Source organism: Azospirillum sp. UENF 112521, from assembly GCF_058780665.1.
In genome coordinates this window covers 1932621-1954691 of the sequence record NZ_JBSNCI010000002.1, presented here as the reverse complement: position 1 = coordinate 1954691, position 22071 = coordinate 1932621, and the positions used below count along the sequence as shown (strand labels likewise).

General features: G+C 66.9%; 18 protein-coding genes and 1 pseudogene. 8 read left to right on the top strand and 11 right to left on the bottom strand.

The features are described from left to right. The gene (locus ACWPN8_RS11505; RefSeq protein ID WP_492240845.1) at positions 1–324 is read right to left on the bottom strand and encodes an ACT-like domain-containing protein; all 324 of its coding nucleotides are present in this window, start codon (positions 322–324) and stop codon (positions 1–3) included. Between the two features lie 382 nt (positions 325–706). Here ACWPN8_RS11505 and ACWPN8_RS11500 point away from each other — a divergent pair, with 382 nt between their 5' ends. Further along, the gene (locus tag ACWPN8_RS11500; RefSeq protein WP_042694949.1) at positions 707–862 is read left to right on the top strand and encodes a DUF3309 family protein; all 156 of its coding nucleotides are present in this window, start codon (positions 707–709) and stop codon (positions 860–862) included. A 22-nt stretch (positions 863–884) separates the two neighbouring features. Here ACWPN8_RS11500 and ACWPN8_RS11495 read toward each other — a convergent pair whose 3' ends face one another. After that, a complete protein-coding gene (locus tag ACWPN8_RS11495; protein ID WP_247872832.1) occupies positions 885–1109 on the bottom strand; it encodes a hypothetical protein in 225 nt (74 codons plus the stop codon). 181 nt (positions 1110–1290) lie between these two features. On the opposite strand from ACWPN8_RS11495, the gene ACWPN8_RS11490 reads away from it, so the two are divergent. Continuing rightward, entirely contained in the window at positions 1291–1767 is a 477-nt protein-coding gene (locus ACWPN8_RS11490) for a CYTH domain-containing protein (RefSeq protein ID WP_109096525.1), read from the top strand. 51 nt (positions 1768–1818) lie between these two features. On the opposite strand, the gene ACWPN8_RS11485 is transcribed toward ACWPN8_RS11490, so the two are convergent. From ACWPN8_RS11485 to ACWPN8_RS11450, 8 genes and pseudogenes are all read right to left on the bottom strand, one after another. Further along, entirely contained in the window at positions 1819–4224 is a 2406-nt protein-coding gene (locus ACWPN8_RS11485; RefSeq protein ID WP_109096526.1) for a methyl-accepting chemotaxis protein, read from the bottom strand. A gap of 117 nt (positions 4225–4341) precedes the next feature. Next, positions 4342–5469: a GNAT family N-acetyltransferase gene (locus ACWPN8_RS11480; protein ID WP_492240844.1), complete on the bottom strand. Its 1128-nt coding sequence runs from the start codon at positions 5467–5469 to the stop codon at positions 4342–4344. A 196-nt stretch (positions 5470–5665) separates the two neighbouring features. Beyond that, positions 5666–6754: a tRNA epoxyqueuosine(34) reductase QueG gene (queG, locus tag ACWPN8_RS11475; protein ID WP_492240843.1), complete on the bottom strand. Its 1089-nt coding sequence runs from the start codon at positions 6752–6754 to the stop codon at positions 5666–5668. Continuing rightward, positions 6741–7205, bottom strand: a complete 465-nt coding sequence (gene queF / locus ACWPN8_RS11470) for a preQ(1) synthase (protein WP_109096528.1) — start codon at positions 7203–7205, stop codon at positions 6741–6743. The genes queG and queF overlap by 14 nt, the downstream gene beginning before the upstream one ends. Next, the gene (tgt, locus tag ACWPN8_RS11465; RefSeq protein ID WP_109096529.1) at positions 7198–8493 is read right to left on the bottom strand and encodes a tRNA guanosine(34) transglycosylase Tgt; all 1296 of its coding nucleotides are present in this window, start codon (positions 8491–8493) and stop codon (positions 7198–7200) included. The genes queF and tgt overlap by 8 nt, the downstream gene beginning before the upstream one ends. After that, positions 8490–9519: pseudogene (gene queA, locus ACWPN8_RS11460) on the bottom strand (tRNA preQ1(34) S-adenosylmethionine ribosyltransferase-isomerase QueA). Before queA ends, tgt begins: the two are co-directional and overlap by 4 nt. Positions 9520–9617: 98 nt before the next feature. After that, positions 9618–11225: a methyl-accepting chemotaxis protein gene (locus ACWPN8_RS11455; RefSeq protein ID WP_492240842.1), complete on the bottom strand. Its 1608-nt coding sequence runs from the start codon at positions 11223–11225 to the stop codon at positions 9618–9620. A gap of 366 nt (positions 11226–11591) precedes the next feature. Next, positions 11592–12938 (bottom strand): ABC1 kinase family protein, encoded by a 1347-nt coding sequence (locus tag ACWPN8_RS11450; RefSeq protein ID WP_109096532.1) that lies wholly within the window; start codon positions 12936–12938, stop codon positions 11592–11594. 587 nt (positions 12939–13525) lie between these two features. On the opposite strand from ACWPN8_RS11450, the gene ACWPN8_RS11445 reads away from it, so the two are divergent. The 4 genes from ACWPN8_RS11445 (at position 13526) to guaB (ending at position 18263) form a co-directional block, all read left to right on the top strand. Beyond that, the gene (locus ACWPN8_RS11445) at positions 13526–14749 is read left to right on the top strand and encodes an ABC transporter substrate-binding protein (RefSeq protein ID WP_492240841.1); all 1224 of its coding nucleotides are present in this window, start codon (positions 13526–13528) and stop codon (positions 14747–14749) included. Between the two features lie 113 nt (positions 14750–14862). Then, positions 14863–15885 carry a Ppx/GppA phosphatase family protein gene (locus ACWPN8_RS11440; RefSeq protein ID WP_109096534.1) on the top strand — a complete coding sequence of 341 codons (1023 nt, stop codon included), beginning with the start codon at positions 14863–14865 and terminating at the stop codon, positions 15883–15885. A gap of 83 nt (positions 15886–15968) precedes the next feature. Continuing rightward, positions 15969–16676: an RlmE family RNA methyltransferase gene (locus tag ACWPN8_RS11435; RefSeq protein ID WP_492240840.1), complete on the top strand. Its 708-nt coding sequence runs from the start codon at positions 15969–15971 to the stop codon at positions 16674–16676. Positions 16677–16784: 108 nt separating this feature from the next. Then, positions 16785–18263, top strand: coding sequence for an IMP dehydrogenase (gene guaB, locus ACWPN8_RS11430; protein ID WP_109096536.1), 1479 nt, complete (start codon positions 16785–16787; stop codon positions 18261–18263). 30 nt (positions 18264–18293) lie between these two features. Here guaB and ACWPN8_RS11425 read toward each other — a convergent pair whose 3' ends face one another. Further along, on the bottom strand, positions 18294–18830 hold the full coding sequence (locus ACWPN8_RS11425) for a hypothetical protein (protein ID WP_492240839.1): 537 nt from the start codon (positions 18828–18830) through the stop codon (positions 18294–18296). Between the two features lie 161 nt (positions 18831–18991). On the opposite strand from ACWPN8_RS11425, the gene ligA reads away from it, so the two are divergent. After that, a complete protein-coding gene (ligA, locus tag ACWPN8_RS11420) occupies positions 18992–21358 on the top strand; it encodes an NAD-dependent DNA ligase LigA (RefSeq protein WP_492240838.1) in 2367 nt (788 codons plus the stop codon). A 212-nt stretch (positions 21359–21570) separates the two neighbouring features. After that, positions 21571–21990: a bacteriohemerythrin gene (locus ACWPN8_RS11415; protein ID WP_492240837.1), complete on the top strand. Its 420-nt coding sequence runs from the start codon at positions 21571–21573 to the stop codon at positions 21988–21990. Positions 21991–22071: the final 81 nt, after the last annotated feature.

Here is a 22071-nt window from a genome sequence, read left to right as displayed (position 1 = left end):
TTATTCTGCCGCGACCAGTTCCGCAATCCGCTCGGCTGCCACAGCCGCCTCGGCAGCCAGCTCTGATACGCTGACGCGCACCACCATCGGGATTTGTCCCAGGCACCGGCCGACATGGTCGGTTTCCGCCTGGGGCAGATCGCCGATCTCCATGGCGATGTCGAGCATGTCGCCGGTCAACCGGCTGTGCAGGGCCAGCGGGACCAGTCCGCGCTTGGCGACATATTCCAGAACGCGGGGCAGGGTGCCGGGATCGGCGTCGGCCACCAGGGAGAAGACGACCCGGCGGCCGGGTGCGGTGACGCGCGCGTCCGAAGCGGACACGGGGGTGGCTTTTGAAGAATGGCTATGCGCGGAATCGGTGATCAGGGTGCTGGACATGGCGTGATCGGGCCTTCAGACGGTTCTGCGGACTGGACGAGCGAAATCCCCGGCTCTCAAAGGAGAACCGGGCCGCTAATTCGCAGAATGCCGTCGATGCGATGCACGTTCATGGACAGGAGCCTAAGCGGCCCGCTGCCGTCCGTCAACAGGGACGAACTCGCCGAAAGATCGGACGTGTCGCGTTCGGGGAGCGCCGGTGGGGCGGCATCCCTCCTTGGTGGTGGCAAACCGTCACGTTCGAGCCGGACAGGAACAAAGTCCAGGGGACCCCGTTGAGGTTCCGCTTGTCCGTCACAAATGCTCCATCATAAGGGAGAGGGCCATGCTCGGCACCATTCTGCTCATCATCCTCATTCTGATGCTTCTCGGCGCCGTTCCGGCCTGGCCGCACAGCCGCGGCTGGGGCTATGGTCCCAGCGGCATCCTCGGCGTGCTGCTGATCGTTCTGATCGTTCTGCTGCTGATGGGTCGGATCTGATCCCCACCCTGTCGGTCTGATGCTATCTGCCCGATGGGCGGCGGGGCCGGCGGAGTGCGAACATCAGCCATCCGACCGGTCCCAGCATCAGCACCATCACCAGCCACCCGGCGCGCGGCCCGAAGGGGCAGCGCGACCCGGCCGGCGGCCGCCAGCCGCCACCCCGGCGCGACAAAGCCACATGCAGCAGCGGCAGCCCGTACAAGGCGAACAGGATCAGCCAGGGGATCGCGGCCCAGGGAATCATGGCGGAAAGATCGGCATTCATCCTCCGACGATAGCATCGATCTCCAGTCTGTTGCGACCGATCGTCACGTCATAATGCGCATGCATGCAGCCTCGGTTGCGCTGCACACAGGGCAACGAGGTTGAAGCCGGTGGGGACTTTCGGCTAGGGTCGTCGACAAGATCGTCCGAAGGGCCTAGCCATGGCACTGGAAATCGAGCGGCGCTTTCTCGTCCGCAAGGATGTCCGGCATCTCTGCCGGAATGGCGTCCGAATGGTCCAGGGATACCTGCCGTCCGACGGCGCCAGCACGGTCCGCGTCCGCATCGCGGAAGACCGGGCGACTCTCACCATCAAATCGCTGAAGCGTGGAGCGTGCCGGGACGAGGTGGAGCATCCGCTGGACCTGGATTTCGCACGCCAGCTTCTTCTCCACGGCTGCGAAGGCCGGGTGATCGAAAAGACACGCTACCGCCATCGCCAGGACGGCCTGTGCTGGGAGATCGACGTCTTCGACGGCGAGAATTCCGGCCTCGTCATCGCGGAGGTCGAGTTGGAGACCCCTGACCAGACGGTGCCGCTGCCGGACTGGATCGGTGCGGAGGTCACCACGTTGCGTGCCTATGGCAACTCCGCCCTTTCCCGTGCGCCGATCCGGCGCTGGTCCGCCGCCGCCTGAAAGGTCGCGTGTGCGGGCGCGACCAGAGCGGCGATAAGCCAGCAGAGTGGGTCAGGCCGTGCGCACCTTGTTCAGGAAACCCTGAACCTCGCCACGCAGGCGGTCGGCCTGAGTTGCGAGAGTGCGGCTGGCATCCAGAACCGCATCGGCGGCGCCGCCGGTCTTGGTGGCGGCGGTCGTCACCTCGGCGATGTTGCGCATCACCTGCTGGGTGCCTTCTGCCGCCTGCTGGACATTCTGGGCGATCTCGCGCGTGGCGCTCCCCTGCTGTTCCATTTCGAGCGCGATGTCCGTCACCGTGCCGCTGATCGCGGTCACGGCGTCGGAGATGGTGCGGATGGCCTCCACCGCGCTGGTGGTGGCGGTCTGCATCTCCGCGACCTGGGCGGAAATCTCCTCGGTCGCCTTGGCGGTCTGGCCGGCGAGGTTTTTAACCTCGGTCGCCACCACGGCGAAGCCCTTGCCGGCCTCGCCGGCGCGGGCGGCTTCGATGGTGGCGTTGAGCGCCAGCAGGTTGGTCTGTTCGGCAATCTCGCCGATCAGGCCGACGACCTGACCGATGCGCTCGGCGGCCATCGACAGCCCCTCGACGATGCTGTTGGTCTGCACCGCCTTGTCGGCGGCTCCCGATGCGGTGGCGGAACTGGCGTTCAGCTGGCGCGAGATTTCGGCGATGGAGGCCGACAGCTGTTCCGCCGCCGCGGCGACGGTCTGCACGTTCGCGGTCGCCTGCTGCGAGGCGGTGGCGACGGCGGTGGATTTCGCGGTGGTCAGCGCCGCATCAGACGACATCTCCTGGGCATCGCGGCCCAGCGAGCCGGCCGATTCGGTCAGCGAGGTCACCACGCCCGACACCGCCTGTTCAAAGCCGTTGGCGAATTCGTTCATCGTCCGGCGGCGGTCGGCGTCGATCTGGACGCGCATCTCCTCCCGCTCGCGCTCCATCCGCCGCATCTCCAGGGCGTTGTCCTTGAAGATGGTCATGGCGGCGGCCATGTTGCGCAGCTCGTCCTTGCGGTCGCCGCCGGGGATGTCGACGCTCAGGTCGCCTTCGGCGAGCCGGCCCATGGCGCCGGTCATGGCGTGCAGCGGGTGGGTGATGGCGCGGTCGATGATCCAGGCCATCAGCGCGCCCAGCAGCAGCGCCACCGCCGCACCGATGGCGATCACCATGCCGGCGCTGGCGCGGCCGGCCTCGCGATCCTCGCGCTGCAGAGTGACCAGTCGGCCAACCTGACCGCTGACCGCGGCCGATGCCTTGGCCATCGCCGCCGACGCGTCGTGCTGCTTGGCGACGGCGGAGGACAGCGCGGTGAATTCCGAATCGAAAGCGCGGGCGGCTTCGGTGATGGCGGCGATCAGCGCCCGCCCTTCCCGATCGACCAGGACGGCACCGGCCTGTCCGGCGATGGTCAGGATCTCCTTCACCGCGGCAGCGGCTGCGACTTTGGCGTCCGCCGAGCCGGTCAGCAGGAAATCGCGCTGGGCCAGCATCGCCGATTGGGCGTCCTGCACCAGCCGCATCGCCAGACCGCGCAGCATGACGGCCTCGTTCACCTCGCTTTGGGCGTATTTCGAGGCTTCGGTCAGCGCTTCGGTCACCATGGCCTGGTTCTTCTGGAGTTCCACGGCCCGCTCCTGCACGCCGCGGGCGGCCTCGTCCAGCCCCGCGGCCACGCCGACCTCGGTCAGTGCGGCGATGCCCTTGCCGTGCAGGGCGCGCACGGTGTCATGGTAGGCGCGGGCGTCGCCGGCGATCCGTGCGGCGGATTCCTCGTCATTGGTACCGACGAGGTCCTTGGCGACGGTGTCGGTGATCTGCACCAACTCGTCCAGTGCCGCGACGATGCGATCCGCCAGGGCCTGATCGGCGTTGCGGCGCAGATCGCTCTGCTGGCGCCGGACCTCCAGCACCCGCTCGATGACACGGTTCGCGCGCTCCGCCGTGTCCATGCTGTGGCGCAGCTCGGTGTCGGCGTCGCGCTTGCTGGCCATATTCAGGTCATAGCGCTCCGATTGCTGCTTGCCGATCTTCTCGGCGATCTCGCGCAGGGCGCGGGCGCGCATTTCCATGCTGGCGGTGCGGGCGTGCGCCTCGCCGTCCTGGGCGACGAAATTGTTGAAGGCGGCGCGGTAGCCGTCGATGCCGGACAGCACCTCGTCCAGCAGCCGGCGTCCTTCGCCGTCGGTCAGGGCGGCGCGGGTCTGCTGCGCTTCGGCCTGCAGGGCGTCCAGCATGCCCGGAACGTTGGTCGCGGCCTTGGCGTCGCGTTCGGTGACGAATCGCGCCTCCTCCAGCCGCACCGACTTCAGCCTCGTGTCGAGGTCGGCGGTATGGGCTTCCAGACCGACCCGTTCGGCGTAAGTGCTCAGGCTGTTCCAGCCGACGAACGCCACGCCAACCGTCAGGAGCAGCACGGCGGCAAAGCCAAGTGCGATCCGCGTTCCGATCGTCATGGATTATGGACTCCCCGATGGCATCGCAAGTGGCGATGCTTCTCCCCGTTCATTGGGACGATTGAACCACAGGACGCTTTATGTCCGGTTTGATTCAAGTCAGGAATCCCACTTATTTCAGAAGCGGTCGGGCATCCAGCACGGTGCGCCGCGAAATAGGCGGTGCAAACGGTCGATCATCTTTTCTTCACCATGAAGCAAACCAGCTCTCCAAAGTGTGCGAGCGCTTGCATGCCCCGTGAACAGACTGGCGAAAGCCGCGGTGCCGATCCGAGCCGGCGGATCAAGGACTTGCTCTGTTTTCGAGATATTTCCAACAGAGCTGACAACCTCAAGGTGGTGACGCTCGCAATTGCCGAAAATAGAATCATCATTTATCTCAAAAATGGCATACTCTTGTATGTCAGTTGAGTAACCTCTCGCCTCCAAGGCCATGCCGACATCGAGGGGACGGACCAGCCACTCCTCGCGGCATTCCAGCGCCACACCATCGCCGGCAAGCAGCGCAAGCGGGTCATTCGGACCGCCGCGCCATGTCACCCGGTCCACTTGAGCCCTGAAACCGGCCAGCATGGTCATGGCCGGTTTCAGCGACCGCGCGGAGGGCAGGCAGAGATCGGCGACGTCGAGGCGCCGATCCAGCGGCGGCGTCACCGCGATGTAACCATCCTGATTGCGGTAAAGCTCCGACGGCTCGCAGTCCGGGCAGAGAGCGAGCGTCCACAGCGCCTCGGTCCTCTCCGGCAGGCCGTTCTGCTCCTTCAGCAGAGGTTGGCGGAGCATCGCCAACGGCACGGCGTCGAGCGGGTCCGCCGGCCACAAGCCGCTTGCGGCAGCCCCCGATTGTGCAAAGGCCGACGGCGGTGCGCTCCAGCGGCAGGTGACGCCGCCACGGCCAAAGCCGAGCCGACGGTAGAAGGGAAGGGTCGCCGGGCAGAGCACCGCCAATGCCGCCCCGGCTTGGCGTCCCTCCCTCAGCAGGGCCTGCATCAGCGCATTGCCAAATCCGCTGCCGCGCAGGGCTGGATCGACCGCCACCATGGCGATGGCCTGCACCGGGACCGGCCGGCCGCCGAACCACTGGTTCATCGTCCAAAAAGCGGCGCAGGCGGCCAGCGTGGTTCCGGTGGACCGCGGAACGCGCAGGACGCGGATGCTGTCCATGCCGAACAGGCCGGCGTAGCGGTCGAACAGGTCGCGCGACAGCCCGAAGCCGAGCCGCGCCAACCGGGCGACGGCGCTCAACTCCTCCGGCTGGGCCGGCCCGTACTCATGATGGTGGGCGATGAGGGTGACGACCGGCCTCCACTCGTTGAGCGGCCGGCGGGACCGCCGCGCGGGCTTCGTGCAGCAAGGATGCGAGCCTGTTCATATGACAATGAAACAGCGTTGGCGGCAACAGGGTGAGCGGAGGACGGTGACCGTGTGGAGAAAATGCCGTTCAGGCACCCGTGCCCGTCGCGCCGCTCAATCTCGCTGCCGCCCATCCGGCCGCCTCGCGCACCACATCGCTGACGTCCTGTGCCAGGGCCTCAGCCACCGGGCTCAGCGACGGATCGCCGCTGTTGCCGATGGCGACGAGGACATTGCGGACGAAGCGGTCGCGGCCGATGCGCTTGATCGGGGAGCCGCTGAACACCTGCCGGAAGCCGGCATCGTCCAACTGCGCCAGATCGGCCAGCCGTGGCGCGGTCAGTTCCGCACGCGGCAGGAAGGCGGGTTCAAGGGTCGCGCGGGCGAACTTGTTCCAGGGACAGGCGGCAAGGCAATCGTCGCAGCCATAGATGCGGTTGCCCATCAGCGGCTTGAGGTCGTCGGGGATCGGCCCCTTGTGCTCGATGGTCAGATAGCTGATGCAGCGCCGGGCGTCGATCTGGTAGGGCGCCGGGAAGGCGGCGGTCGGGCAGGCGACCTGACAGCGGTCGCAGGATCCGCAGCGGTCACGCGCCGGCGGGTCGGGCGGCAACTCCAGCGTCGTGTAGATTTCGCCCAGGAACAGCCAGGAGCCATGGTCGCGCGACACCAGATTGGTGTGCTTCCCCTGCCAGCCCAGCCCGGCCTGCGCCGCCAGAGGCTTTTCCATCACCGGGGCGGTGTCGACGAACACCTTCACGCCGGCCTTGGTCTGGTGCGCCAGCCATTGCGCCAGCGTCTTCAACCGGCCTTTCACGAGATCGTGGTAATCGCGGTTGCGGGCATAGACCGAGACGATGCCGCGGTCGGGATGCTCGGCCAGACGGCGCGGGTCGTCGTGCGGGGCGTAGCTGGTGCCCAGCGCGATGACGGTGCGCGCCTCGTCCCACAGCGACTGCGGATGGCTGCGCTGGTCGCTGCGCTCGGCCATCCAGCCCATGTCGCCGTGCCGGCCCTCGGCAACGAACTGCGCGAGACGCTCGCGCGCCTCCGGCCCCAGTGCTGCCGGGGCGAAGCCCACCGCGTCGAACCCCACCGCCAGCGCGCGGTCGCGGATGGCGTCCCGCAGCCGCGCCGGGCCGGCGGAAGACAGCGGAGCGGGCTTAGCCGCGGCCACGGTAGGTCGGCACGTCCTGCGACGGGATCCAGACGCCCTTGGGCGGCTCCCCGGTCTGGAAGAACACGTCGATCGGGATGCCGCCGCGCGGATACCAGTAGCCGCCGATGCGCAGCCAGACCGGCGACAGTTCGTCCACCAGCCGCTTGCCGATGCCCACCGTGCAGGCCTCGTGGAAGGCGCCGTGGTTGCGGAAGCTGGTCAGGAACAGCTTCAGCGACTTCGATTCGACCAGCCAGTCGCCGGGCACATAGTCGATGACCAGATGGGCGAAGTCCGGCTGGCCGGTGATCGGGCAGAGCGAGGTGAACTCGGGTGCGGTGAAGCGCACACAGTAGGGGGTGCCGGGGTTCGGGTTCGGCACCCGCTCCAGCACCGCCTCTTCCGGCGTCCTGGGCTGGGTTGTGGAGCCGCCGAGTTGGGTCAGGCCGGCATAGATGTTCTCACTCATCGGTCTTTTCCTCCGCCACCCGCTCGGCTTCCGGCGGGGCGCTGTCCTTGTCCGCCTCCGGCGGAGCACTGTTATTACCCGCCTTCGGCGGATCGCTGTCTTTAGCCGCCTTCGGCGGGCGGCCCTGCTTCGGCGGCTTGCCGGGCTTGGCAATGGGGTCCACGGTGGCTTCGATGTCGCCCTCGTTCATGCGGGCCTCCATGGCGCCGGCGACCTCCTCGAAGGTGCCGTCCGCGATGGCCTGCCGCATCGTCCGCATCACGTCCTGGTAGTAATGCAGGTTGTGCCAGGTCAGCAGCATCGGCCCCAGCATCTCGTCCGCCTTGAACAGATGATGCAGATAGCCCCGGCTGTAGCTCCGGCAAGTCGGGCAGCCGCACTCGGCATCGAGCGGGCGCTCGTCATGGGCATGGCGGGCGTTGCGGATGTTGATGGTGCCGCGGCGGACGAAGGCCTGACCGGTGCGGCCCGACCGCGTCGGCATCACGCAGTCGAACATGTCGACGCCGCGCCGCACCGCGCCGATCAGGTCGCTCGGCCGGCCGACGCCCATCAGGTAGCGCGGGCGGTCCTTGACCATCAGCGGCTCGGTGAAGTCGAGCACGCGGAACATCGTCTCCTGTCCCTCGCCGACCGCCAGCCCGCCGATGGCGTAGCCGTCGAAGCCGATATCGGTCAGGGCGGCGACGCTCTCCGCCCGCTGCTCCGGATAGACGCTGCCCTGGACGATGCCGAACAGGCCGTAGCCGGGCCGCTCGACGAAGGCGTCCTTGCTGCGCCGCGCCCAGCGCATCGACAGGCGCATGGAGGATTCGGCCTGCGCCTCCGTCGCCGGAAAGGGCGTGCATTCGTCCAGGCACATGGTGATGTTGCTGTCCAGCATGTGCTGGATCTGGATGGAGCGCTCCGGCGTCAAATGGTGGCGGCTGCCGTCCAGATGCGATTTGAAGGTGACGCCTTCCTCCGACATGGTGCGCAGGTCGGACAGGCTCATCACCTGGAAGCCGCCGCTGTCGGTCAGGATCGGCTTGTCCCAATTCATGAAGCGGTGCAGGCCGCCCAACTGCGCCACCCGCTCCGCCGTCGGGCGCAGCATCAGGTGATAGGTGTTGCCCAGCAGGATTTCCGCACCGGTGGAGGCCACCGCGTCGGTGGTCATCGCCTTCACCGTCGCGGCGGTGCCGACCGGCATGAAGGCCGGCGTCTCGATGGTGCCGTGGGCGGTGGTGACGCGGCCGCGCCGCGCCCGCCCGTCGGTCGCCAGAAGGTCAAAGCCGATGCCGGTCATGTTGAGTCCGTCCTGTGCAGCAGCGAGGCGTCGCCGTAGCTGAAGAAGCGATAGTCGGTGTCGATGGCGTGGCCATAGGCCGCCCGCATGCGGTCATAGCCGGCGAAGGCGCAGACCAGCATGAACAGTGTCGATTTCGGCAGGTGGAAGTTGGTCCACAGGAGATCGACGATGCGGAAGCGGTAGCCGGGGGTGATGAAGATGTCGGTGTCGCCGCTGAAGGGGACCAGCGTCCCGTCCGTCCGGCCCGCCGTCTCCAGGATGCGCAGAGCCGTGGTGCCGACCGAGACGATCCGGCCGCCGGCCTTGCGAGTTCTCGTTCACCGCGGCGGCGGTGTCGGCTGAGATCTCGCCCCACTCGCTGTGCATCTTGTGGTCGGCGATGTCGTCGACCTTCACCGGCAGGAAGGTGCCGGCCCCGACATGCAGCGTCACCGGCACCCGCCGCACGCCGCGCTCGTCCAGCGCCGCCAGCAGGTCGGGCGTGAAGTGCAGCCCGGCCGTTGGAGCGGCGACGGCACCCTCGCGGGCGGCGAAGACGGTCTGGTAATCTGCGTTGTCGCCCTCGTCGGCCTTGCGGCGGATGTAGGGCGGCAGCGGCATCCGGCCATGGCGGTGCAGCGCTTCCATGAGATCAGCCCCGCCGGCGGAGAAGCGCAGCCGCACCTCCATGCCGTCCTTGGCGATCACCTCGGCGCTGAAGTCATCCGCTATGACGATGGTGTCGCCGGGCTTCAGCCGCTTGCCGGGTTTGGAGAAGGTTGCCCATTCCCGTTCGCCCAGCCGCTTGTGCAGCGTGATCTCCACCGCCACCTCGCCGCGCCGGCCGTCGAGCCGGGCCGGGATGACGCGGGTGTCGTTGACGACCATCAGGTCGCCCGGCTGCAACAGCGCCGGCAGGTCCCGCACGATGAAGTCGCGCAAGGTGGAGCCCACCTCCAGCAGGCGGGCGGCGTCACGCGGCCGGACGGGATGCTCGGCGATCCGGTCGGGCGGCAGGTCGAAGTCGAAATCGGCGGTCTTCATGGGAGGGGCAAGCTATAGACTGAACCGCCCCTCGTTGTGAAGGGACAGGAACGGGACACAGTCCTGCTGGCCCGGCCCCGTTCCGATCCGCAGCCTTCTCACGCCGCGCGCAGCTGCGACAGGAGCTCGGCAAGCTGACGCTCCATCGCCACCGCTTCCTGCGATAGGGTGGTGGAGGCGTTCAGCACATTCTTGGCGGCGGTGCCGGTTTCCCCCGCGGCAGCCGAGACGCTGGTGATGTTGTGGTTCACGTCGCGGGTGCCGGTGGAGGCCTGCTGGGCGTTGCGGGCGATCTCCCCGGTCGCGGCGGCCTGCTGCGAAACCGCTCCGGCAATGCCGGATGATATCTCGTTCATCGATTCGATGACGCGCGTGATGCCCTGGATATCGGAGACGGCCTCGCCGGTGGCGGCCTGGATGGCGGTGACCTGGGCGGAGATCTCCTCCGTCGCCTTGCCGGTCTGGTTGGCGAGATTCTTCACCTCGCTCGCCACCACGGCAAATCCCTTGCCGGCCTCTCCCGCCCGCGCGGCTTCGATGGTGGCGTTCAGCGCCAGCAGGTTGGTTTGCGAGGCGATGGAGTTGATCAGCTGGACCACGTCGCCGACCTGCCGGGCCGCGGCAGCCAACCCATCGACCTTGGCGTTGGCATGCCGTGCGCGTTCCACCGCCTCTTCTGCGATGCCCGTCGACTGCGATACCTGGCGGCCGATCTCCCCGACCGATGCCGACAGTTCCTCCGCCGCCGCGGCGACCGTCTCGACGCTAGCCGATGTCTGCTGGGTTGCGGCGGCGACCGCTTCCGACCGGAGATTGGTCTGGTCCGCCGTGTCGGTCATCATCTTCGCGGCCTGTTGCAGCACCCGCGCCTCGTCGGCGACCGTACGCAGAATGCCGCCTATTCTCTGTTCCAGCCGGTCGGCCAGTTGGCGCATGGCCTGGATGCGCTCTTCCTCCGCCCGCAGGTCGGCGTTGCGCTGCTCCTCCTCCAGCCGGCGTTTTTCGATGGCATTGCCTTTGAAGACGACGAGCGCCGATGCCATGGCTCCGATTTCGTCGGATCGACCTTGAGCCGGCACGATCACGGCGGTATCGCCGTCGGCCAGACGATGCATCGCGTCGGTCATGGCGGACAGTGGACGGGTAACGCCGCGCGTCATCATGATGGCGGTGCCCAGACAGGCGACCAACCCGATCAGGCCGCCGGCAATCACCACCAGCTTCAGCGAATCGACATCGGCCCGCACGGTGTCGATCGACCGGTTCAGCTTGGCGATCTCCGCGGCGGCGGCCGTATCGGTCTTGCTGACCAGCGCTTCCAGACTGTCGGTGATGGCTTCCGCCGTCTTGTCGAACTCGCCCATCAGACGGTTGCCGCCAGCCGGACCGTCGGCGATGAACGCCTCGGCCATCCGCTTGCCGGTGTCGTAATAAGGGGCGAACGCGCCTGCCGTCTCGCGCAGCGCCTCCTGAATGTCGGTCAGGCCGAGCGTGGAGGCGAGCGCCGCGGCACGCGCGATCTCGGCCCTGAACCTTTCGGCATGCTCGGCGGCCTTGGCCGGACCGTCATCCAGCCCGTCGAGCCCGCGGGTGGCGGACACATCGGTCAGCCATTGCTGAACCTGAATGACGTGGATCTGGATTTCCTTGATCGACTTGACCAGTTCCAGACCATTTTCGGTCACGCGGTCGGACGAGCTTTCCATGGTGTTCAGCGAGTTCGTGCTCCTCGCTCACCGTCATCCAGGTCGCCGCCATCGAGAACAGCAGGATGGCTGCAATCAGGGCCATTGCGATCGACAGTCTGCGCTTGATCGACATTCCTATGTTTCCCTCGCTGAAATCCGCTGATTTGGATCAGGCCGGACGAAGCGGAGGGTCGACGGACCCGCTGTCAGGCATGCTGTTTTTGAATAAGTGATCAATAACGATGCTGTCGAGCGGTTCCGTTCGCGTTCAAACAGAAAGCCATAAAAATCTGTACAGGGTTCAGAAAGATTTCCGGATGGTTTTGTCTTTATATTGATTGGTCAGTCATTGAGTGAGCGGCCGGGGGTAATTGCGATTTATTCTCAGTCCGCTGGAGGCAATCCTTGGGCCGTCAGCGCTTCCTCCTGCCGCGCCGCCAGCGCATTCACGTCGAAGTCGCGGATCAGCCCCTGGAACATCTGGTACCAGTTCAGCTCCGCTTTCAGATGCAGGAAGACCGAGCCCAGCCCGACCGCGGCGCGGTCCATGAAGACGAACTCCCGCGGGATTTCCACGCCGCCGACGCGGCGCAGTTCGGCATGGACCTTGCCCGCCGTCTCGCGGCCGTAATGGCCGCCGTTGGTCTCCTCGATCTTGCGCTGGCGGTCCTCCATGATCGGGGCATAGACGAAGCGCGCCCAGATGTTCAGCACGTCGACCAACTCGTTCGACGGGTTGACGAAACCCCAGGTGCGGTAGGCCTCCACCGCCTGCTCGCGGTTGTCGGTGCGCAGCGCATTGTAGAGGTCGATCACGCCCTTGACGAAGCTGGGCTTGAAGACGCGGATGCAGCCGAAATCGAGCAGGTTGATCGAGCGGTCGGGCCGGACCGTGTAGTTGCCCAGATGCGGGTCGCCGTGGATGACGCCGTAATTATAGAAGGGCACATACCAGGCCCGGAACATGTTCATCGCCAGTTCGTCGCGCGCCTCCGGATGTTCGGCGACGAAGTCCAGGATCTTGCGGCCATGCACCCATCCCATGGTCAGCAGCCGCTTGCTCGACAGCTCCGGCACCACGTCCGGCACATGGACGCCGGGCGTGCCGGCCAGCATGGACTGATAAAGGCGGGTGTGCTTCGCCTCGCGCTCGTAATCCAGCTCCTCGCGCAGGCGGGCGCCGATCTCCTTCTGGATCTGGCGGGTGGAGATGGCGCTGTCGGTGCGCTCGAAGATCGCGAAGATCAGGCCAAGCTGCCGCAGGTCGGCTTCCACCGCCGAGGCCATGTCGGGATATTGCAGCTTGCAGGCAAGCTCCCGCCCGTCCGGCCCGATGGCCTTATGGACCTGACCCAGCGACGCGGCGGCGGCGGCGGTGTGCTCGAAGCTCTGGAAGCGCGACTGCCAGCTGGGGCCAAGCTCGCTCGCCATCCGACGCTTGACGAAGGGCCAGCCCATCGACGGCGCGTCGGCCTGCAACTGCGCCAGTTCCTGGGTGTATTCCTTCGGCAGGGCGTCGGGGATGGTCGAGAGGATCTGCGCCACCTTCATCAGCGGCCCTTTCAGCCCGCCGAGTGCGGCCCGCAGTTCCGCCGCGTGGCGCTCCCGCTCCACGCGGATTCCCAGCACGCGTTCGCCCGCCAGCCGCGCGGCCAGCCCGCCAACGGCGGTGCCGACCCGCGCATACCGCGCGACCCGTCCGCCCCATGTGTTCTCATCGTGTTCCGGCATGCCCACAAGGTGGGTTCGCCTCCGGCAAAAGGCCAGCCCCCGCCCGTTCGGAGACCGCCGACGGACTGCCTCCGAAAGGCGCTGCGACGCAGCATGCGATTTTCTTGACAGCTCTGTGAAAGGAGCGCAGGCTTCCTCTTACAGTAATCAACACCGAGGTGAAGTGAGCGAGCATCGGAAACGCCTTACCGTTGAAGCGGTTAGCTTGAGCGGAACAGTAGAGACCGATACCAGGGAGGGTGAGTAAGATCATGACTCCACCGGAGCTTACCTGATTACGCCGATCTGTTCGGCCGATATGACTGAGGTTTCAGTTCCGAATTCTTTCGCCTGATTGGCGACTTCATCCGGGCCGTAGATGCCCGCTGCGAAAGCCCTCGCTTCCTATCGGAGCGAGGGCTTTTGTTTTGCCAGGAGCGTAATTCCCATCCCAGGGCGGGAAAGAACACAGATCCCGGCAATACGTTTCAAACGATACTGTTTGCATATGAAATCAAATCCCGCTATCCACGGAACCGAACGGTGCGGCAGGACGCCGCAGGTCGGCGTGCGCACCCGTCACACGAAAAGAGGATGGGGAGGATCGCATGGGGCGGTTGCTAAAGCCTTTCGCGCTGGCGGCGCTGCTCGCGACGACGGCGTTGTCCGCTGCCGCGGTGTCGGCTCAAGCCCAGACCGCCAAGCCGGTGCGAATCGGCGTGCTGGCGGACGAGGCCGGGTTCGCGTCCGACATCGGCGGCAAGGGTGCCGTGCTCGCCACCCGGATGGCGGTTGAGGATTTCGGCGGCAATGTGCTTGGCCGGCCGGTCGAGGTGCTGTCGGCCGACATGCAGAACAAGCCGGACGTGGCCTCCAACATCGTCCGCAGCTGGTTCGACGTCGACGGCGTCGACATGGTGACCGACATTCCGGTCTCCTCCGTCGCCCTGGCGGTGCAGGCGGTCGCGCGCGAAAAGAAGAAGGTGCTGATGATCAGCGCCGCGACAACCACCGAGCTGACCAATTCGCAATGCTCGCCCTACAGCATCCACTGGGCCGACGACACCGCGTCGCTGGCCGTTGGCACGACCAAGGCGGTCGTGCAGTCGGGCGGCACCAGCTGGTACTTCATCACTGCCGACTTCGCTTTCGGCACGGCGATGGAGAAGGCGGCGACCGACGCGATCAAACAGGCCGGCGGCACCGTGGTCGGCGGTGTGCGCCACCCGATGGGCACCAGCGATTTCGGCTCCTACCTGCTGAGCGCCCAGGGCAGCGGCGCCAAGGTGGTGGCGCTCGCCAATGTGGGGGCGGAGACCGTCGGCACCATCAAGCAGGCTGGTGAATTCGGCCTGACCGAGTCCGGCCAGCGGCTGGTCGGCTATATCGTCTTCATCACCGACATCCATTCGCTGGGTCTCGACCTCGCCAAGGGGCTCTATGTCACAAGCGGTTTCTATTGGGACCGCAACGACCAGACCCGAGCATGGTCCAAGCGCTTCTTCGAGCGCCACGGCAAGATGCCGACCAAGGAGCAGGCCAACACCTACCTCGCCACCCTGCATTGGCTGAAGGGTGTGAAAGCGGCGGGCACCACCGAGTCCGAGGCGGTCACCGCCGCGATGAAGGCGATGCCAACCGACTATTTCGGCACCCCCGGCAGCATCCGCAAGGACGGCCGCGTGCTGTACGATCTTGAGCTGTACCAGGTGAAGAGCCCGGCGGAGAGCAAGGCGCCGTGGGACTATTACAAGCAGGTCCGCAGCATTCCGGCGGCGGAAGCCTTCCTGCCGGTTGAAACCAGCAGCTGCCCCTTCGTGAAAGCCCAGTGACTGGCGCAGAGGTGACCTGCGGGTCGCCGCCGGCGGAAACCGAGTCGAGAGGGGTTCCCGCCGGACTGCGATCCGGGTTACACTCCGCTCTTTAGGTGCTGCGGGGACGGTACGTGGATCTACAGGTGCAAAGCGAGCGGCAGAACGACACCGGACGGTTGCGTTCGTCGGCGCTGGTGCGCCCGGTCTTCGCCGCGCTGGACCTCGGCACCAACAATTGCCGCCTGCTGATCGCCAAGTCGGCGCCGGGTGGCTTCCGCGTCATCGACGCCTTTTCCCGCATCGTCCGCCTGGGCGAGGGGCTGAGCCGCAACGACCATCTGTCGGAGCCCGCGATGGAGCGCACCATCGCGGCTCTGCGCGTCTGCGGCTCCAAGATCGAGCGTCGCGGCTGCACCGCCGTCCGCGCCGTCGGGACCGAGGCCTGCCGCCGCGCCAGTAACACCGCCGCCTTCGTCGAGACGGTGGAGCGCGAGACCGGCATCCCCTTGGAAATCATCTCCAGCGAGGAGGAGGGACGGCTGGCGCTGGCCGGCTGCGCCGCATTGCTGGAGCCGACCCATCCCTATGCCATCGTCTTCGACATCGGTGGCGGCTCGACCGAGCTGATGTGGCTGCAGGTGGAGAAGGGCAGGGCGCCGCGCCTGCTCGACCAGACCTCCATCCGTTGCGGCGTCATCGGCCTGACCGAGGAATATGGCGGCCCCAACGTCACCCGCGCCAACTACATCCAGATGGTGGAGGCGGTCGCCGACGCCATCGCCCCGTTCGAGGCGCGCAACCGCATCGAGAGCCGCGTCGCCGCCGGCAAGGTGCAGATGCTCGGCACCTCGGGCACGGTGACGACGCTGGCCGGCGTGCATCTGGGGCTGTGCCGTTACGACCGCCGGGCGGTGGACGGCAGCTATCTGCGGGTCGACCACGCCCGCGCGGTGATCGACCATCTGGTCGCACAGGATTTCGACGGCCGCGCCCGCCATCCCTGCATCGGCCAGGACCGTGCCGATCTGGTGGTCGCCGGCTGCGCCGTTCTGGACGCGCTGTGCGACGTCTGGCCGGTGGAACGGCTGCGCATCGCCGACCGCGGCTTGCGTGAAGGAATTCTGGTGGACCTGATCGGGGCCGCCGGCGAATGAACCGGTAACGACACCGGATGTATGATCGGGCAGGTGGGGAAGGATTCCCGCCTGTGCCGGATGACCGAGGAACAGCAGCGATCATGACCGAAAAGACTCCGTCGACGCGTCCGGGCGGACGCCGTGCCACGGTCCGTGTGAAGACCGCCGGCAAGCGCACGGAATCCTCCAAGCGCTGGCTGGAGCGCCACCTGAACGACCCCTATGTGGCCGAGGCGACCAAGCGCGGCTACCGCTCGCGCGCGGCGTTCAAGCTGTTGCAGCTGGACGAGAAGTTCCGCCTGCTCGCCCCCGGCAAGCGCGTGGTCGATCTCGGCGCCGCCCCCGGCGGCTGGACCCAGATCGCGGTGGAGCGGGTGCAGGCCGCGAAGGAGGGTTGGAAGGTCGTCGGTCTGGACATCCTGCCGATGGACCCGGTTCCCGGCGCCACCACCATGCAGGCCGACTTCCTGGAAGAGGGGGCGGCCGAGAAGCTGAAGGACGCGCTGGGCGGCCCGGCCGATCTGGTGCTGAGCGACATGGCCGCTCCCACCACCGGCCACCAGCAGACCGACCATCTGCGCATCATGGGGCTGGCCGAGGCCGCCTACGATTTCGCGGAGGAGGTGCTGGCCCCCGGCGGCGCCTTCGTCGCCAAGCTGTTCCAGGGTGGGGCCGAGCGTTCCCTGCTCGACCGGCTGCGGCGCGACTTCACCGTGGTCAAGCACGCCAAGCCGCCGGCCAGCCGCGCGGAGTCGTCGGAGACCTATGTGGTCGCCACCGGCTTCCGCGGCGGCAACGTGAACGACTGAATAGGCCGTTTTTCGCACTTGCATAACAGATGCTGTGTGCGCACGGGTTCACAAGCCCATGGTCTTGTGTATAAGTGCGCCACGTTTATCTTCCGGGAGATTAGACACATGGCGCGCGACACCAAAATCCGCGAAGCCCTGACCTTCGACGACGTCCTGCTGGTTCCGGCCGAAAGCTCGGTGCTGCCGAACGACGTGGACACCCGGACAAGATTGACGAAGACCATCGAGCTGGGCATCCCGCTGATGTCCTCGGCGATGGACACGGTGACCGAGAGCCGTCTCGCCATCGCTATGGCCCAGGCCGGCGGCATCGGCGTCGTCCATCGCAACCTGACCATCGAGCAGCAGGCCGAAGAGGTCCGCAAGGTCAAGCGGTACGAATCGGGCATGGTGGTCAACCCGATCACCATCACGCCGAACGCGACGCTGGCCGACGCTCTGGAACTGATGTCCTACCACAAGATCTCCGGCATCCCGGTGGTCGAGAGCCGTGACGCGCGCGGCAGCGGCAAGCTGGTCGGCATGCTGACCAACCGCGACGTCCGCTTCGCCGACGACCCGCGCCAGCCGGTCAGCGAGCTGATGACCAAGGAACTGGTGACCGTTCGCGAGGGCGTCAGCCAGGACGAGGGCAAGCGCCTGCTCCACCAGCACCGCATCGAGAAGCTGCTGGTGGTGGACGAGGACTACCGTTGCATCGGCCTCCTCACCGTCAAGGACATCGAAAAGGCCCAGGCTTATCCCAATGCGTGCAAGGACGATAAGGGCCGCCTGCGCGTCGCCGCCGCCACCGGCACCGGCAGCGACGGTCTGGCCCGTGCGGAGGCCCTGTTCGACGCCGGCGTCGACGTGCTGGTGGTCGACACCGCGCACGGCCATTCGCTGAAGGTGCTCGATCAGGTTCGCGCCGCCCGCGCCCTGTCCAGCTACACCCAGGTCATCGCCGGCAACGTCGCCACCGCCGAAGCGGCCAAGGCGCTGATCGATGCCGGCGTGGATGCCGTCAAGGTCGGCATCGGTCCGGGCTCCATCTGCACCACCCGCATCATCGCCGGCGTCGGCGTGCCGCAGCTGACCGCTGTGATGGATGTGGTGGAGGAGTGCGAGAAGCACGGGATTCCCGTGATCGCCGACGGCGGCATCAAATATTCGGGCGATCTGGCCAAGGCGATTGCCGGCGGTGCAAGCGTCGCCATGCTGGGTAGCCTGTTCGCCGGCACCGACGAAAGCCCGGGCGAGGTCATCCTGTTCCAGGGCCGCTCCTATAAGAGCTACCGCGGCATGGGCTCGGTCGGCGCCATGGCGCGCGGCTCGGCGGACCGTTACTTCCAGCAGGAGGTTTCGACCATGAAGCTGGTGCCGGAAGGCGTCGAGGGCCGCGTCCCCTACAAGGGTCCGGTGTCGGCGGTCATCCACCAGCTGGTCGGCGGCCTGCGCGCGGCCATGGGCTACACCGGCAGCGCCTCCATCGCCGAGATGCGCGAGAAGTGCCAGTTCGTCCGCATCACCAATGCGGGCCTGCGCGAAAGCCACGTCCACGACATCACCATCACCAACGAGTCGCCGAACTACCGGCAGGGCTGACGGCGAATTCGGGAGCGTCGCCGCCGGCAGTCACCCGGCGGCGACGCTTCCCTCCGCCACCATCTTCCAGGGCTGCCACCCGCCCAGCCGCACGCCGACCGCAAGGCTGGTGAAGGGGATCCGCAGTTCGATGTCCCGCGGCTGGAAGAAGGTCAGCCGTTCCGGTTCACCCCGGTCGTCGAATTCCAGCCTGGCGCCTTTCGGTTCGGGCGCATACTCGTCGCTCATCACCTGCCAGATTTCCAGGTCGCTGCCATTGTTGGTGATCTTGTATTGGCCGCAGCGCCAAGTCGCCGCCTCGCCGACGCTGCCCTCCACAACCTTCTTGTCGCCTTCCATCCGCACGTCGCCGACCCCGGCGGCCTCGCCCTTCATCGACGGGCCCTGCCGTTCGGCGCGGAACCCCAGCCGCAGCCAGGCGGAGCGGCTGTGCGGGATCAGCCGGCGCACAGTGCGTGCGTCGTCCGCTACGAAATGGTCGGGGTCGTCGTAGAGGATGCGGTCCAGCGCGGCGGAGACGATCATACGGTCGTCGATGCGCAGGTCCGGTGCGGTGGCTTTGCTCATCAGGCCAAGGGACTCCGAAGGGTGTGCCCATAGTATATAGGGACTTATGCCGCCCGTCGCCCTGATGAGGTCCGCGCCCCGACAGACTCCCGAAACCGGTTCCCAAGCGCTATCCTGCGCGGCCCTTCTCCGGAAGCTCCCGATTCGTCACGAGACGCGCCATGCAGGACCTGTTCGACACGCCGCCCAATCCCCGCAGCATCGCCGTCGATGCCCTGACGCCGGACCAGGCGGCGGCGGAGTTGGCGGCGCTGGCCGCCGAGATCGCCCACCATGACCGGCTCTATCACCAGCAGGACCAGCCGGAGGTCTCCGACGCCGACTATGACCTGCTGGTCCGCCGCAACCTCGCCATCGAGACCCGCTTTCCCGAGCTGCGCCGCGCCGATTCGCCCAGCCTGCGCGTCGGTGCCGCTCCAGCCGCTGGCTTCGGCAAGGTGCGTCATGCCATTCCGATGCTGTCGCTGGGCAACGCCTTCGCCCCCGAGGACGTCGCGGAGTTCGATGCCCGCGTCCGCCGCTTCCTCGGCCTGTCCGACGATGCGCCGCTGACCTTCGTGGCGGAACCGAAGATCGACGGGTTGTCCTGCTCGCTGCGCTACGAGAAGGGCGAGCTGGTTCTGGCCGCCACCCGCGGCGACGGGGCGGAGGGCGAGAACGTCACCGCCAACGTCCGCACCATCCGCGACGTGCCGCACCGCCTGCCGGCGCCTTTCCCCGACGTGCTGGAGGTTCGCGGCGAGGTCTATATGAGCCGCGACGACTTCCTGGCGATGAACGCCGCCCGTGCGGAGAAGGGCGAGCAGCTCTTCGCCAACCCGCGCAACGCGGCGGCCGGCAGCCTGCGCCAGCTCGATCCCTCCATCACCGCGTCCCGGCCGCTCTGCTTCTTCGGCTATGCGCTGGGCGAGCTGTCGGAGCCGATCGCCGAGAGCCAATGGGGCATCCGCGAGCGGCTGAAGGGCTGGGGCTTCCAGTTGAACCGCCCGGCCGAGCTGTGCGACGGCAAGGACAAGTTGCTGGCCTATTACGAGGGCATCGGCCGGCGGCGCGCTGGTCTGCCCTTCGACATCGACGGGGTCGTCTACAAGGTCGACAGTCTGGAGCTACAGCAACGGTTGGGCTTCGTCAGCCGCGCGCCGCGCTGGGCCATCGCCCACAAGTTCCCGGCCGAACAGGCGCAGACCCGGTTGAAGGAGATCACCATCCAGGTCGGCCGCACCGGTGCTCTGACACCGGTGGCGGAGTTGGAGGACATCACCGTCGGCGGCGTCGTCGTCAGCCGCGCCACCCTGCACAATGAGGACGAGATCGCCCGCAAGGACATCCGCGTCGGCGATCTCGTGGTGGTCCAGCGTGCCGGCGACGTCATCCCGCAGGTGGTCGAGGTGGTGCTGTCGCAGCGCCCGGCCAACTCGGCCCCCTATGTGGCGCCGGAAACCTGCCCGGTCTGCGGCAGCCTCGCCATCCGTGAGGCGGGCGAGGTGGTGCGGCGCTGCACCGGCGGCCTGATCTGCGCTGCCCAGGCCAAAGAGCGGCTTCGCCATTTCGTCTCCCGCGACGCCTTCGACATCGAAGGGCTCGGCGAGAAGATCATCGAGGAGTTCTGGGACGAGGGCTTCATCAAGTCGCCGGTCGACATTTTCACCCTTGAGGGCCGGGTCGAGCTGATCGGCCGGCCGGGCTGGAAGGAGAAGTCGGTCCAGAACCTGTTCAAGGCCATCCAGCAGCGTCGCGATGGCATCGACCTGCATCGGGTGATCTACGCGCTCGGCATCCGCCATGTCGGCGAGGTGACGGCCAAGTCGCTGGCCCGCCACTACAAGACGATGGGGGCTTGGGTCGACGGCATGCTGGCGGCTGAGCAGGCGATGCCCGGCCAGGAATGGCGCGATCTGCATACATTGAACGGCGTCGGTCCGGTCACCGCCGACACCATCCTCGCCTGGTTCGCCGATCCCGAGAGCGCGTCCAAGCTCGACTTCTATGCCGGCAACGATGCACTGCGGCTGGAAACCATCATCGGTTCGCTCGGCATCAAGCGGCTGAACAGCCGGGCTGCCCAGGCGCTGGCCACCCGCTACGGCACCCTGTCCGACTGGCGGGCGGCGATGGAGCGTGCGGTGGCGCAGGCGCCGGGTCAGCCCTGGCTCGATCTGGTCGCCACCCCCGATGTCGGCGAGGTGGCGGCCGAGGAATTGGCCGGCTTCTTCGCGGAGGAGCGCAACCTCGTCATCGTCCGCGGCCTGATGGAACGGCTGACCGTGCTGGACGCCGAGCTGCCGAAGGCCAGCAACTCCCCCATCGCCGGCAAGACGGTGGTCTTCACCGGAACGCTGGAGCGGATGACCCGGTCGGAGGCGAAGGCGCGGGCCGAATCGCTCGGCGCCAAGGTGGCGGGCTCCGTTTCCGGCAAGACCGACTATCTGGTCGCCGGGGCAGATGCCGGCAGCAAGGCGGCCAAGGCCAAGGAGTTGGGCGTCGAGATCCTGACCGAAGACGAGTGGCTGGCCCGGATCGGTGGCTGACCGACGCCGCATCGGACCTTCGCCAAAATGTCGCATCCCGTTCGACCGGATTGACGGACGGGGATTGGCGGAGTGAGATCAGGAAACGCTTATAGTCAGAAGCGGAACGATGCCGGACAGGTGGACCGCCCCGAAAACGGGACGGCGCCGACGGGCGGTCAACGCCCGCACCCGCCTGCCCGGCTGCCAACGAAGGGGACGAAGGAAACGCCATGGAGCCAATTCAGTGGTCGCGCTGGATGAGCGTGGGCAACGACGCACTGGACGAGGATCACCGCGTCCTGATCGCCATCGTCAATAAGCTGTACGACGACGAGAGCCGCCAGGACCCGGCCCTGATCGAAGCCATCCTGGATGAGTTGATCGCCTACACCCGCCATCACTTCGCGGAGGAGGAGGCGCAGATGGAAAAGCTGAACTACCCGACCTTCGCCGCCCACAAGGCCCTGCACGACCGGCTGACCCGGCAGGTCGAAAGCTACCGCGACGAATTCCGCGCGGGTGGCAGCCGGATCAGCGGCGAAGAGGTGTTCCTGTTCTGCTCCGACTGGCTGGGCAAGCACATCCTCAAGGAGGACACCCGCTTCGGCGAATATGCCGGCACTGGGGCGGAGATAGTGGTGGCGGGGTAGGAGGCCTTCCCGTCCCGGACGGACGGGACTCCCGGCACCTGCGCAGATCCCAGATTAAGAAAATTACCTAAAATACTGAAA